Annotated in this window: 11 protein-coding genes and 1 tRNA gene; 4 read left to right on the top strand and 8 right to left on the bottom strand. The window is 66.7% G+C overall.

From position 1 onward, the window contains the following. Positions 1-294: 294 nt before the first annotated feature. The gene (locus AAC979_RS00315) at positions 295-903 is read right to left on the bottom strand and encodes a hypothetical protein (protein WP_371344791.1); all 609 of its coding nucleotides are present in this window, start codon (positions 901-903) and stop codon (positions 295-297) included. 226 nt (positions 904-1,129) lie between these two features. Here AAC979_RS00315 and AAC979_RS00310 point away from each other — a divergent pair, with 226 nt between their 5' ends. From AAC979_RS00310 to AAC979_RS00295, 4 genes are all read left to right on the top strand, one after another. After that, on the top strand, positions 1,130-2,821 hold the full coding sequence (locus AAC979_RS00310; RefSeq protein WP_371344790.1) for a type I secretion system permease/ATPase: 1,692 nt from the start codon (positions 1,130-1,132) through the stop codon (positions 2,819-2,821). A gap of 3 nt (positions 2,822-2,824) precedes the next feature. After that, complete coding sequence (locus AAC979_RS00305) at positions 2,825-4,165, top strand: HlyD family type I secretion periplasmic adaptor subunit (RefSeq protein ID WP_371344789.1); 1,341 nt, start codon at positions 2,825-2,827, stop codon at positions 4,163-4,165. Between the two features lie 1,057 nt (positions 4,166-5,222). Beyond that, a tRNA-Arg gene (locus tag AAC979_RS00300) sits at positions 5,223-5,299 on the top strand. A gap of 239 nt (positions 5,300-5,538) precedes the next feature. Beyond that, on the top strand, positions 5,539-6,786 hold the full coding sequence (locus tag AAC979_RS00295; protein WP_371344788.1) for a LysR family transcriptional regulator: 1,248 nt from the start codon (positions 5,539-5,541) through the stop codon (positions 6,784-6,786). On the opposite strand, the gene AAC979_RS00290 is transcribed toward AAC979_RS00295, so the two are convergent. Genes AAC979_RS00290 through trbJ form a run of 7 tightly spaced genes read right to left on the bottom strand, consistent with a single transcriptional unit; the run spans position 6,719 to position 12,235 of the window. Beyond that, complete coding sequence (locus AAC979_RS00290) at positions 6,719-6,958, bottom strand: DUF2274 domain-containing protein (RefSeq protein ID WP_371344787.1); 240 nt, start codon at positions 6,956-6,958, stop codon at positions 6,719-6,721. The two genes, AAC979_RS00295 and AAC979_RS00290, sit on opposite strands and share 68 nt — an antisense overlap. A 1-nt stretch (position 6,959) precedes the next feature. Then, positions 6,960-8,144, bottom strand: coding sequence for a TrbI/VirB10 family protein (locus AAC979_RS00285; protein ID WP_371344786.1), 1,185 nt, complete (start codon positions 8,142-8,144; stop codon positions 6,960-6,962). Continuing rightward, positions 8,141-9,124 carry a P-type conjugative transfer protein TrbG gene (gene trbG / locus AAC979_RS00280; RefSeq protein ID WP_371344785.1) on the bottom strand — a complete coding sequence of 328 codons (984 nt, stop codon included), beginning with the start codon at positions 9,122-9,124 and terminating at the stop codon, positions 8,141-8,143. Before trbG ends, AAC979_RS00285 begins: the two co-directional genes overlap by 4 nt. Then, positions 9,121-9,810 carry a conjugal transfer protein TrbF gene (trbF, locus tag AAC979_RS00275; RefSeq protein ID WP_371344784.1) on the bottom strand — a complete coding sequence of 230 codons (690 nt, stop codon included), beginning with the start codon at positions 9,808-9,810 and terminating at the stop codon, positions 9,121-9,123. Before trbF ends, trbG begins: the two co-directional genes overlap by 4 nt. Continuing rightward, positions 9,807-11,171, bottom strand: a complete 1,365-nt coding sequence (gene trbL, locus AAC979_RS00270; RefSeq protein WP_067179906.1) for a P-type conjugative transfer protein TrbL — start codon at positions 11,169-11,171, stop codon at positions 9,807-9,809. Before trbL ends, trbF begins: the two co-directional genes overlap by 4 nt. 3 nt (positions 11,172-11,174) lie before the next feature. Continuing rightward, complete coding sequence (gene trbK-alt / locus AAC979_RS00265) at positions 11,175-11,459, bottom strand: putative entry exclusion protein TrbK-alt (protein WP_371344783.1); 285 nt, start codon at positions 11,457-11,459, stop codon at positions 11,175-11,177. 8 nt (positions 11,460-11,467) lie between these two features. Then, complete coding sequence (trbJ, locus tag AAC979_RS00260) at positions 11,468-12,235, bottom strand: P-type conjugative transfer protein TrbJ (RefSeq protein WP_371344782.1); 768 nt, start codon at positions 12,233-12,235, stop codon at positions 11,468-11,470. Positions 12,236-12,237: the final 2 nt, after the last annotated feature.

Raw genomic sequence — 12,237 nt, 5'->3', positions numbered from 1 at the left:
GATCGATAAGCGGTACCCAAGTAAGATTTCACAGGTGCGAACCCGCAGCAACGCACAACCGGCGGCGGCAAAGGGTTGCCAATTGTAAACAGGCGTGTCGTGGTATTTCCGCAACGGCTCTGCCATTGGCCGACCGCCTCCTCGGCCCCGGCCATGCCGAGCAGCCGCCCTGGCGGGGCCGCCTGTTCATCCAGCCCCCACCGCCCGGCGTAAAGCCTGTCACGTCCGTGGCGTTCGGCGCGCCGAGCGTCACCTCGGTGACGGCGCCGCTCTTGAGCCCCCGGGACTGAACGGCTAGGCGATGAAATCGTCTTCTACCGGGCGCGGGGCGGTGACGATGTCCTCGATGCGATCGCCGTTCGGGTCCGCGTACGCGGCCTCGAACGCCGGGAGGGTGGCGCCGCCGCCTTCCGTCTGCGGTGCGGCGGCACCGCTAAAGGCCAGGAATTCCTCGTCCTCGGCGCCCGCGTCGTCGCCGATACCGGAGAAATCCAGCAGGCCGGACAATTCGCCTTCGTCAGCGGCGCCGGGGTGGAACACGAAGTCATCCGCGCCACCGCTTTCCGGCGACGAGGCCATGGCCGGCTTCGGCTCCGGCGGCTTGGCGAAGCTGAAGCCGATCCCCTCGGTCGGCCGGTCGCCGCCGTCAGTGCCGGTGTCCTGCACATGGCTGGTCTTGTCGTCGATCCTGCCGAAGTTGAGGCTGATATTCTCCGAGGGCCGGTCGTCGCCGCTGCTCTTGCCCTGCACATTGCTGGTCTTGTCGTCGATCCTGCCGAAATCGAGACAGATATTCTCCGAGGGCCGGTCGTCGCCGCCGCTCCCCATGCTGCTGACGTGGGAGGGCGCGGCCCCGGAGGTGGCGTCCTGGCTGGCGAGATCGAGGCTGACCGTCGGGCTCATCGGAGAACTCCCTTGATGAGAACGGATCAGAGGTAGCATATAGCGGGACGGTTGCGGAGAGGCTGGCGCGGCGGCGGGAGTGTCATCACGCCAAGGTGTTTCGTCCGCACATCGCTTTCCGTTCACTCGTCGCGAGCCGCCGTCTCATGAATGCGCGTCCAAGCCATGCCCCGGCCATCACCCCGACGCGATGGCCCCGGACGCCCGAGCCGGCCGGGAACCGATGGTGAGTGACGTTTCCGCCCGCGGCGGGCCCTCGGTGGCGCAGGCGCTGCGGCAGGTGCGCGGCGCCTTCCTGGGCGTCGGCGTGCTGAGCGGGGTGAGCAATTTGCTCATGCTCACCGGCCCGCTGTTCATGATCCTCATCTATGACCGGGTGCTGACCAGCGGCAGCGTGCCGACACTGGTGGCGCTGGGCGTGCTGGCGATGGGGCTCTATGCCTGTCTCGGCCTCATCGAAATCCTGCGCAGCCGGGTGCTCGCCCGGATCGGCGAGCGGATCGACGAGAGGCTCGGCTCCGCCAGCTTCCGGCTGGCGCTGGAACTGCCTTTGGCCACGCCACCGGGCGCGGCGGCCCGGCCGGTGGGCGATCTCGACCAGATCCGCGGCTTTCTCGCCGGGCCGGGGCCGGTGGCGCTGTGCGACCTGCCCTGGCTGCCGGTCTATCTCGCCCTGGTCTTCGCTTTTCACCCCTGGCTGGGCTGGCTGGCGGTGGTCGGCTCGCTGCTGCTGATGGCCAGCACGCTTGCCAGCGAGTGGGCGATGCGCGGGCCGGTGCGCGAAAGCGCCGGCCTCGCCATCCGCCGCCAGGACCGGCTGGAGGCGGGACGGCGCAATGCCGAGGTGCTGCGCGCCATGGGCATGGCCCCGGCCTATGCCGCGGGCTGGAACAGGATCAATGACGAGCATGCGCGGCTGCGCCTGCGCCTGGCCGACATTGCCGGGCTGCATGGCGGCCTCACCCGGGCGCTGCGGCTCGCGCTGCAATCGGCGGTGCTCGGTCTTGGCGCCTATCTGGTGATCCGCCAGCAGCTTTCGCCGGGCGTGATGATCGCGGCCTCCATCGTCACCGCGCGGGCGCTGGCCCCGGTCGAGCAGGTGATCGCCAATTGGCGCGGCTTCATCGCCGCACGGCAGGCCCGCGCCCGGCTGGAGACCCAGCTCGGCCGCACCCCCGAGACCGAGAGACTGGCCCTGCCGGCACCCGTGGCCAGCCTCGCGGTGGAGCACATCGCCGTCGCGACGCCGGGCGCGACACAGCCGGTGGTGCGGGAGGCGAGCTTCCGGCTGGAGGCGGGCCAGGGCCTCGGCATCGCCGGGCCGAGCGGCTCGGGAAAATCGAGCCTCGCCCGGGCGCTGGTGGGAAGCTGGCCCTGCCTGCGCGGCACCATCCGGCTCGACGGCGCCGAGTTCAAGCAGTGGCGGCCGGAGGTCCTTGGCCGCCATATCGGCTATCTCCCGCAGGATGTGGAGCTGTTCGACGGCACGGTGGCGGAGAACATCGCCCGCCTGGAGCCCGGGGCGCCGGCGGAGGAGGTGCTGGCGGCGGCCCGCAATGCCCATTGCCACGAGATGATCCTGCATTTTCCCGAAGGCTACGACACGCGGATCGGGCTGGACGGCATGGCGCTCTCGGCCGGGCAGCGCCAGCGCATCGGCCTCGCCCGCGCGCTCTACCGCAAGCCCTTCCTGATCGTGCTCGACGAGCCTAATGCCAATCTCGACAGGGAGGGCGAGACGGCGCTCGCCGCCGCCATCCGCGCCGCGCGCGAAGGCGGTGCCATCGTCATCGCCATCGCCCACCGCACGCAGCTACTCGGCACGCTCGACCAGTTGCTGATCCTGAAGGAGGGCCGGGTCGCCGATCTCGGGCCGCGGGACGAGGTCCTCGCCCGGCTGAAGCTTCCGGTGGAGTAGCCCATGTCCGCCTTCACCTCCCCCGATACACCGGCGCGGTCTGCCGTCTCGCCCGCTACCCGGGCGATCCGGCGCGACCTGGCGCTGGGCTTCGGCGTTATCGCGCTGCTCATCGGCGGCCTCGGCGGCTGGGCGGCGACGACGGAACTCGCCGGCGCGGTGATCGGCAATGGCACGCTGGAAGTGGACGGCCGGGTGAAGCGGGTGCAGACGCGCGATGGCGGCGTGGTCGGCGCCATCACTGTCCGCGACGGCGACCGGGTGGCCGCCGGGGAGGTGCTGGTCCGGTTCGATGACACGCTGACGCGCGCCAACCTCGCCATCGTCGACGACCAGATCCTGCATCTGGTCGCCCGGCGCATGCGGCTCATGGGGGAGCGGGATGGCGCGGCGCGCCTCGTCGTTCCCGAGGAATTGCAGTCCGCCGATGATCCCTCCAGCCGTGCCGCTGCCCTCGTCGCCGCCGAGCAGTCGCTGTTCAAGGCCCGCCGCGACCTCGGCGCCGGGCAGAAGCGCCAGCTTGAGGCGCGCATCGCCCAGATCCGCCGCGAGGTCGAGGGGCTGGCCGAGCGCCGCGACGCCAAGACCGAGGAACTTGCCTGGAACGCGCGCGAGCTGGAGAGCGTCACCACGCTGCACGGCAAGGAGCTTGCCACTCTCGGCCAGGTGGCGGAACTGAGCCGGCTGCGGGCCCAGCTCTCCGGCGAACATGGCCAGTTCGTCGCCGAGATTGCCCGCGCCGAGGCCCGCATCGCCGAGACCGAACTTGCGATCATCGCGATCGACCAGCAGCGGCAGGCCGAGGCGATGGCCAGCCTGAGCGAGATCGACTTCCGGCTGGCCCAGCTTGCCGAGCAGCGGATCGCCGCCGTCACGCGGCTGCAGGGAATGGAGGTACACGCCCCGCAGGCCGGCATCGTCCACGACCTCGCCGTGCACACGCTCGGCGGTGTCGTCGCGCCGGGCGAGACTCTGATGCAGATCGTGCCGAGTTCGGACGCGCTGGTGGCCGAGATGCGGCTGCGCCCGCGCGACATCGACCAGGTCCACACCGGCGAGCCGGCGGTGCTGCGGCTCACCGCCTTCAACCAGCGCACCACGCCCGAGCTGGCCGGCACGGTGGCGCAGGTCTCCGCCGATGTGCTGGTCGACGCGGCCAGCGGCGAAAGCTGGTACACGGCACGGATCGCCCTCGACCCGGCTTCGGTGGCGAAGCTCGACGGGCTGCAACTGGTGCCCGGCATGCCGGTGGAGGTGTTCATCCACACCGAGCCGAGGCTGGCGATCTCCTATTTCCTCAAGCCGCTGCAGGACCAGCTGATGCGCGCCTTCCGCGAGGAGTGAGGTCGCAAGGCCGGACGGGCGGCATGCAGGCGGCGCCGGCGCCGCATCGCCGCATCGCCGCGGCCCCACATGGGAACGGTGGGCTGTCATCTCCTCGCCGTCGAGGAACCGGACCCGCCCCGTTCCACCATCACGACGACGGCCCGCGCATCCGGCAAGAAGAGCAGGTGCAGTGTCGGATTGACGTGATGCCGCCACGGATCGCCGCTGCCCCGCGCGCCCAAGGTGCACGCGGGGAGCAAATGGCGCGCGCTGGCGGTTGAGCTGGGGCACTCACCGGCGGCGTCCGAGATGCCGTGGACGCATCCACACTGCAGGCGGCGCGTTGACGCCCTCACTCTCCCCTTCGCGGCTGCGGCTAGCCTTGGTCATAGTCTTGGGCATAGCCCTGGTCATAGTCTTGGTCATAGTCTTGGGCGAGGCGCGGCGCATCTCGCCGCGCGCCGCTGCCGCCGCCCACCATGGGCACGGGAAGTGGCGGCATGATCGGCGACCTCACAACAGGGTATAGGATCACCCCGGCCACCGCTGACGCCAGGGCACGCCTGGAAGCTGCGGCTCTGCGCTATCGCGTCCCGGTCGACGGTCGGTTGCGTTAAGCGCCGCCTAGCCGGCACGCGCCCGGCACGATTCGAACGCGCGACCTCTGTCGGAGGAAGCGGCGCGAGATCCAGCCCCCTCTCCCCACGAAACCACCCGCGCCCCCGTTGCCGGAGGCCGGCGCTTCGATTATGAAGACGCGGCACGGCGCATCTTCCGCGCCCAGGCACCCGTAGCTCAGCTGGATAGAGCGTTGCCCTCCGAAGGCAGACGTAAGTCAAGCGTGTTTGTTACGGGCGCAGGAAAAAGCGAGGAAAACCAAGCGATTGGCGGAACTCGAAGGAAGCAGAAGAATCGCTTCTGAGGTCGCGGAAGCACCACGGAAGCAAACCGAAAGGAGGTTGTAGAGAACGAACGGCGACGATCGGCAGGGTTCAGACCCACACCGCTTGAGCCGATTCGATTGTTGGATTTGGGATTGACCCTGTTCGATCTCGGTCACTATCTGAATATAGATGCGCCCGTAGCTCAGCTGGATAGAGCGCCACCCTCCGAAGGTGGAGGCCACACGTTCGAATCGTGTCGGGCGCGCCACCCCTCTAAGGGATGGCTTTGGGTCAGAGCGTTTGCTCCCCACCAAGTCATCATCAGACCTGACGCACAGTCGAGAACAGCCGGCGACGCCTTATAGGTGCTGGCGGGCATTTGCAGGCGCATTGTTGAGCAGGGCTTAAAATGACATGCGCTTTACGCCCACTAATCTAAATGGTCTTCGCCCTGTAAAAGCTATCGGATGGGAGGTCTGGCTTTGGTGGTCCGACCGAGTCGCGAATGTGGAGCGGGACGATGACGGCGATGTCGGATTGGCTTCAGGGGGACCAACGAACAAGTGGCCTTCCGCCGAATGGAGAATTCGTCCGGCGCGGAAGCGTCCAAGCTCAATAGCCGGAGATACCGGCTATGCGGCAGCGTATGTCCAGACCACCGGATTTTCGACAAGCGCTGCTGATGCGAGCCGTGCTGGACCGCCCGACGAGGCGGTGTGCGGGACATGGCGCACCTATCGCGCCGAACAAGGCTTGGTTGGGTGCGTGACGATGGCCGTGGAAAGGACCCATGCCATCGAGCTTCGACACCTACGCTATTTTGTGGCTGCGGCCGAGCATGGCAGCTTCCGTAAGGCCAGCGCCGATACCGGGATTCAACACTCCGCAATCAGCCGTCGCATCCGCGATCTCGAACATCGCCTGGGTACGCCTTTGTTTCTTCGTCATAGCGGTGGCGTCTGTTTGACGTTCGCGGGCCAGCGTTTCCTTCGGCGAGCGCGTCAGATTTTGCGAAACTTCGGGGATGGCACCGAAGAAATCGCGTCAATCCAGCGTTCGGATTTCGGCCGCGTTAGAATCGGGATCTATTCGTCAATCGCCTCGGGATTCCTCGCAGAGCTACTCGGCCTCTACGCTGATCGGCACCCGAAGGTTCAGATCGATCTGATCGAAGACAATCCTGCAGATCAAGCCGCGGCTATTCGTCGAATGCAACTGGACGCGGCGTTCTTGACGGGGGAGCGGAGTTGGCGCGACTGCGAAACGCTTCCGCTATGGTCGGAGCGCGTATTTGCCGTGCTTCCCGAAGATCACGTTCTGGCGGGTCGTGACGAGCTAGAGTGGCAGCACCTGGCGGAGGAGAATTTTATCATCAACGAGGCAGGTCCTGGCCAGGAGATTCATGACTATCTCGTTCAGCGTCTCGCCGCGTTCGGCTATCACCCTCAGATTCGCGTGCATCACATCGGCAGGGAAAACCTTCTACCGCTCGTGGCCTTGAAGCGGGGTTTGACGGTCGTCAGCGAGGCAATGACGGCCGCACACTTCCCAGGTATCGCCTACCGGCCGATCGTCGGTGAGGTTCTCCCGTTCAGCGCCGTGTGGTCTCCGAAGAACGACAATCCGGCTCTAAGACAGCTTCTTGATCTCGCCCGCTCAATGTCCAGCCTGCGTGAAGCAGCGGCTGTCACGCCCCCGGCGTTGCCGATTGATGTGAACGCCGGGCCTTCGCAAAGCCCCGATCGGTTGCAATGAAGCGCTCAAGCATCGGGACGATCAGCTTCGTCGGTTCGGTGACTGGCTGGCCCGTTTCACGGGCCAGCGCATCGGCATAGGCGACGAGGTCGCGGTGCAGCGCCGCCGGCAGCTCCACGGTCGTCTTTACCGGCTTCTCGTCAACGATCGGACCGAGCTTCAACTTACTCACATCAACCTCCATAAGGTTCGAGGAAGAGATCGCGGGTGACGATGACGCGCACCGGAAAGCCGGGCCGGATCGTCAGAGTCGGCGTCACTTGGAGTTGTCGACGGACGATCTGCTGGCCGGCATCGTTGATGGTGTCCTGGCCGCCATCACGAATTGCGCGCATGAGGCGGTCTTCGTCGCTGACCGCGAGTTCCGCGCCGACGGCCAGCAAGGTCGAGAGGCCGGCGGCCTTGGCGAGATCCCACCAGTGATAGTCCACGCCGTCCTGCAGACCGGCATAGCCCTGCGGATCAGCTCCTGGCTGGCGTTCGAGGACGATGGATCGTCCATTGGGGAAAATCAGGCGGCTCCAGACGAGCAGGACGCGCTTCTGGCCGAATTGAACGCTGTTGTCATACTGGCCGACGAGTCGTGTGCCTTGCGGCACGATGAGGATGCGACCAGTCGGGCTATCGTAGATATTCTCGGTCACTTGGGCAGTGATCTGCCCAGGGAGGTCGGACCGGATGCCGGTGATGAGCGCGGCCGAGATAACCGAGCCGGCTTGAAGGACATAGGGTGATGCCGGTGCCATGACCCGGTCGCCTGCTACCGTGCGCCGGTCAACGGGTGCGTTGAGGAAGGCCAGTTGACGATCCTGCGCGGTGGCGATGCCCGGCTGCGCGCCAGCGCCGAGGCCCGGCAGACCGGGTGTGCCGAGGCCTGCGGGGGTGGTCGCCGCGGTAGGACCATTCTGGAAGAAGACCCGGCTGGTGCGAGCCGCTTCGATCTCCGCGAGACGACGCTGCTCTTCCGGATCGACCTGCGGCGCGGCCATCGTGGGAGGAACGATCGGCTGGCCGCGATTCTGCGCGTCGAGGATTGGGCGTCCGAGGTCGCCAGGCAGCGCCGGCCCGAGAACGGGGCCGGTGTAGTCACGTGGCAGCCCGGCCAGACCGTCCGCCGTCGAACGGTTCTCAGTCGAGTAGAGTTCCTCGTTGTCGCCGCCGCCATCCCTGGTTTGAAGGGCATAGATGAGCGCGCCGCCAATGCCGATGCTGACGACGACGCTCGCGGTCGCCAGGACCTTGCGGGACAGGCGTGTGACGCGGGGCGGCTCGGCGCGCAGGCGCATAGGCGCGCCGGACTTGGCCGGCGCCGCCGCGAGATTCTCCGGCTGTTGGTTGTTGGTGTCGTTGTCGATCATGATGCGGGCCTCCCGTCAGTACGGACGATCCTGACGGTCTGCTGACGATCGCCGCTTCCAAGGCGCAGTTCGGCTGCGCCAAAGATGCGGTCGACGATCAGGATGTTCTGGTAGATGCGGCTGTTGACGATTTGCGGCTCGCCGTCGGAGCCGATGACGAAGATCGGTGGCATCTCGCCCTGGACGATCCCGCGCGGGAATTCTACGTAGACGCGTCGTCCATCGTCGTAGACCGAGACCGGACGCCAGGGAGGCGTGTCGCCTGTCAGGCCATAGCGATAGTTGCGCGCAGTCACGGCAGGAATGACGGGCGTCGCCGGCACGTTCGTGCGTTGGCTGGCTGGAGGCTCGGGATAGGCCCATGCCACGGCGGGCATGTAGGGGTTCGTGCCCGCGCGCAGCTCGATCATGTAGACGCGCCGATCGGTCGTGATGACCAGATTGGTCGTGATGTCGGTCCTGGTCGGCTTCACGAGCACATGGACGCGACGGGTCACACCCGAACCGCTCTCGGTGTCGCCAATAATCCAGCGGGCCGTATCACCGGCGGCGATGGGGCCTGCGCCGGTGAGGCTTTCACCCGGCTCGAGCGCGATGTTCGTGATCTGCCCGGGCGCGGCATAGACCTGATAGAGGGCCCCTTCACTCCACGGATAGATCTGGATGGAGTTGTAATAGCCGTCTCGCCGTGGCTCGACGCGCGCGGCGGCGTTGGCGTTCTCGACGCGGCCGGTCGGTGTGTTGGCGGAACTGCCACCCCTGGCAGGGGTCCAGGCCGGAGGCGTATGCAACGGACGTGGGCGCTGATCCGTGACGACGGCCGGCACGGCCGGAAGTGGCGGAACACTGCTGTCATAGCTGATCTGCGGCGGTCTCGGTGCCGTAGCGCAACCCGCGAGAACGGTTGCGGAAAGCAGGAGACCCGCAAAGGCGGATTTGCGTAAAGCAGGAAATCCGGACCTGCGGAAAGACGTATTCATGGAGTCATCTCCCGCGACCAGGAAATTGCGTTGACGTAAATCCCCAGCGGATTGGCGCGCAGGCGATCAGCGTCCCGCGGCGTCTGGATCACGATCGTCAGGATCGCGGTCCAGCGTTCGGTCACGGCAAGCTGGCCATTCTCGTAGTGCCTTTCCGTCCAGGCGACGCGGAACGAGTCCGGAGAGGCGCGGATGACGCTGGAGACCTCGACGGCGACCTGGCGTCGGCCGACTTTGCTGAAGGGGTCGTTGGCGCGGGCGTAGTCGTTGAGGGCCGCCGCGCCGCGATCGGTTGTCCATTCATAGGCTCGCAGCCAGTTCTGCCGGACGATGATCGCGTCGGCCGGAATGGAGCGGACCTGTTCGATGAAGCGACCAAGATGCCAGGCGATCTGGGGATCGGTAGGGCGATAGTCGGCAGTCGCGGGAGCGACGGATTGAGCCTGGCCCAGGCGGTCGACCTGAACGACCCACGGCACGACCGTTCCGCGTGCGGACTGCCAAACCAATGCGGCGGCAAAGCCGGCCGAGAGGATCAATGACCCGAAGGCCATATAGCGCCAGTTCTTGGCCTGGACACGGGCTGAGCCGATGCGCTCGTCCCAGACTTGCGCGGCCTTCTGATAGGGCGTGACGGGTTCGGGTGTCTTGCCATAGTGGGCGGCGGGTCGCTTGAAAAAGCTCATGAGCGGTCACTTTCAGAAAGATTGATGGAGGAGCCCCCGCCGTGGCTGTCGCCTGAGCGAACGGCATGTGCCGCGAGGGTGGCGCCGTGTCCGAGAGAGCGATGGCGCTGCATGCGCTTCGCCCAATCAGGCGGGCCGTCTCGAGACGCCGAGGCGGGAGAGGAACCGGATGCATCGGCGGAGCCACCGATGGTGCCCATCGTCGACGTGCCGCCGGTGGCGCCGAAGCCTGCCTTCGCGCCGTCCGAGAAGCTGGACTTCATGCTTTCGGCCGCGCGCGAGGTCGCACGCTTCAGCGGCGAGACCGTTGCAGCGCCGGCGGCGCGGGCGACACCGCCGAGACCCGAGGCGACTCCTGCGGCGCCAGACTGACCGAGCGAGCCGAGGCTGTAGGCGGCGGCGGCGCCACCGGCAGCCGATGCGCCGCCACGCATCGCGGCGGCCCCGCCCGACATGGCGGCCGCGCCTCCCTTCACGGCAAGACCAGCGGCGCCTCCGGCGGCGAGCGCCGCGCCGCCGACGGCAAGACCCGTTCCAACGGCAGCGCCGGCGCCGAGCTGGGGTCCTCCGCTGACGAGGCCAGCCGCTATCCCTGGGCCGAAGATGCCAAGGCCGAGAAGCGACAGAGCCGCGAGGACGACGGCCATGGCGTCGTCGATGGTCGGCGTCGCGCCGCCGAAACCTGCCGTAAAGCGGCTGAACAGGGTCGAGCCAATGCCGACGATGACTGCGAGAACGAGAACCTTGATGCCGCTCGATACGACGTTGCCGAGAACGCGTTCGGCCATGAATGCGGTCTTGCCAAAGAGACCAAAAGGAATGAGGACAAAACCAGCGAGCGTCGTCAGCTTGAATTCGATCAGGGTGACGAAGAGCTGGATGGCGAGGATGAAGAAGGCGAGGATGACCAGCGCCCAGGCGAAGAGCAAACAGGCGATCTGGATGAAGTTCTCGAAGAAGCTGATCCAACCCATCAGGTCGGAGATGGATTCCAGGAGCGGCCGCGCCGCATCGAGACCGGTCTGAGCGACTTTGCCGGGCCGCATGAGATCCTGCGCGGTGAAGCCGGTGCCGGAGGCTTTGAGGCCGAGCCCTGCGAAGGAGTCGAAGATGATCTTGGCGAGATTGTTCCAGTTGCCGATGAGGTAAGCGAAGATCCCGACGAACAGCGTCTTCTTGACCAGTCGCGCGATGATGTCGTCGTCGGCGCTCCAGCTCCAGAACAGCGCCGCGAGCGTGACATCGATGACGATCAGCGTCGTGGCGATAAACGCCACTTCGCCGCCGAGCAGTCCGAAGCCGCTGTTGATGTAGGAGGTGAAAACCTCGAGGAAATTGTCGATGACGCCGGCGCCGCCCATGGTTCAGCGTCCTTCTGCTGGCGGAGAGGCAGGAGTTGCCGGTCGGCCGAGGAAACGATCGCGGGTTTCGGCCCAGACGCGCATGCAGTCGGGATCGCTGGCCGCGGCCTGACCGAGCTGCTGGCATCGACGTTGGCCGTCGCGAAGGGGATCACGCACAGGTTCGACTAGGCGCACCGGATCGGGCTCCGGCGTGCGCTCCTTCCTGGTCATCTCGATCGCCGTCGCCGTGATGGCGACGGCGACGAAGACGACGGCGCCCAACCGGGCCAGCATCTTGCCGTCCATGGGAGTCCTCAGTTGCTGTTGCCGAACATCTGGGCGTTGCCCGGCTGGTAGCCGGAGCCAGGCGTTAGGAACCGCCGACGCTGTTCACGGCCCTGCTCCGCCGCCGCCGCGCGTTCGGCCTCGGTGAGGGCTTGGGCGCGGCCGTTGGCGGCGCCGACCGCGGTGAGATCGGCGAGCTGCTGAGCGAGGAGCGCGAGAAGCTGGTTGCCGGCCTGCGTCGCCTGGAGCGCGCCGGTCGCGCCTTGGCTCTGATCGACCAACGCCGACATCTGCGCTCGGTTGGTGTCGATGTTGGCAACCACGCCTGCCTGCACGCGCATGGCATCCTGAAGACCGCCCACCGTGTTTTGCCAGCGGGACCGCGCGCCATTGACGAGTTCGGCGTCGGACGCGGTGAGCGAGGCCTTCCCGTATTGTTGCTGAAACATCTGGTCGATGTTCTGGACGTCGTAGGCGATGTTCTGTGCCTGCCGCAGGAGCTGCTGCGTGCGCTGGACGTTCTGCTGGAGTTGCTGGAGCGACGAATACGGCAGGCTGGCGAGATTGCGCGCCTGGTTGATGAGGCCCTGCGCTTCGTTTTGCAGCGAACGAATCTGATTGTTGATCTGCTCGAGCGACCGTGCTGCCGTCAGGACATTCTGGGCGTAGTTGGTGGGGTCATAGACCACCCACTGCGCGGCGGCAGGGGTCGAGAGCATGGGCGAGACCGCGAGCGGCGTCGCCAGAATGGTCGCCGCGAGCATGAGCGCGCGCCGGGGGGAACGATAGGTCTTCATAG

The sequence above is a fragment of the Ancylobacter sp. IITR112 genome (assembly GCF_041415945.1).
Lineage (GTDB): Bacteria > Pseudomonadota > Alphaproteobacteria > Rhizobiales > Xanthobacteraceae > Ancylobacter.
This window is presented reverse-complemented; position numbering and strand designations above follow the sequence as displayed.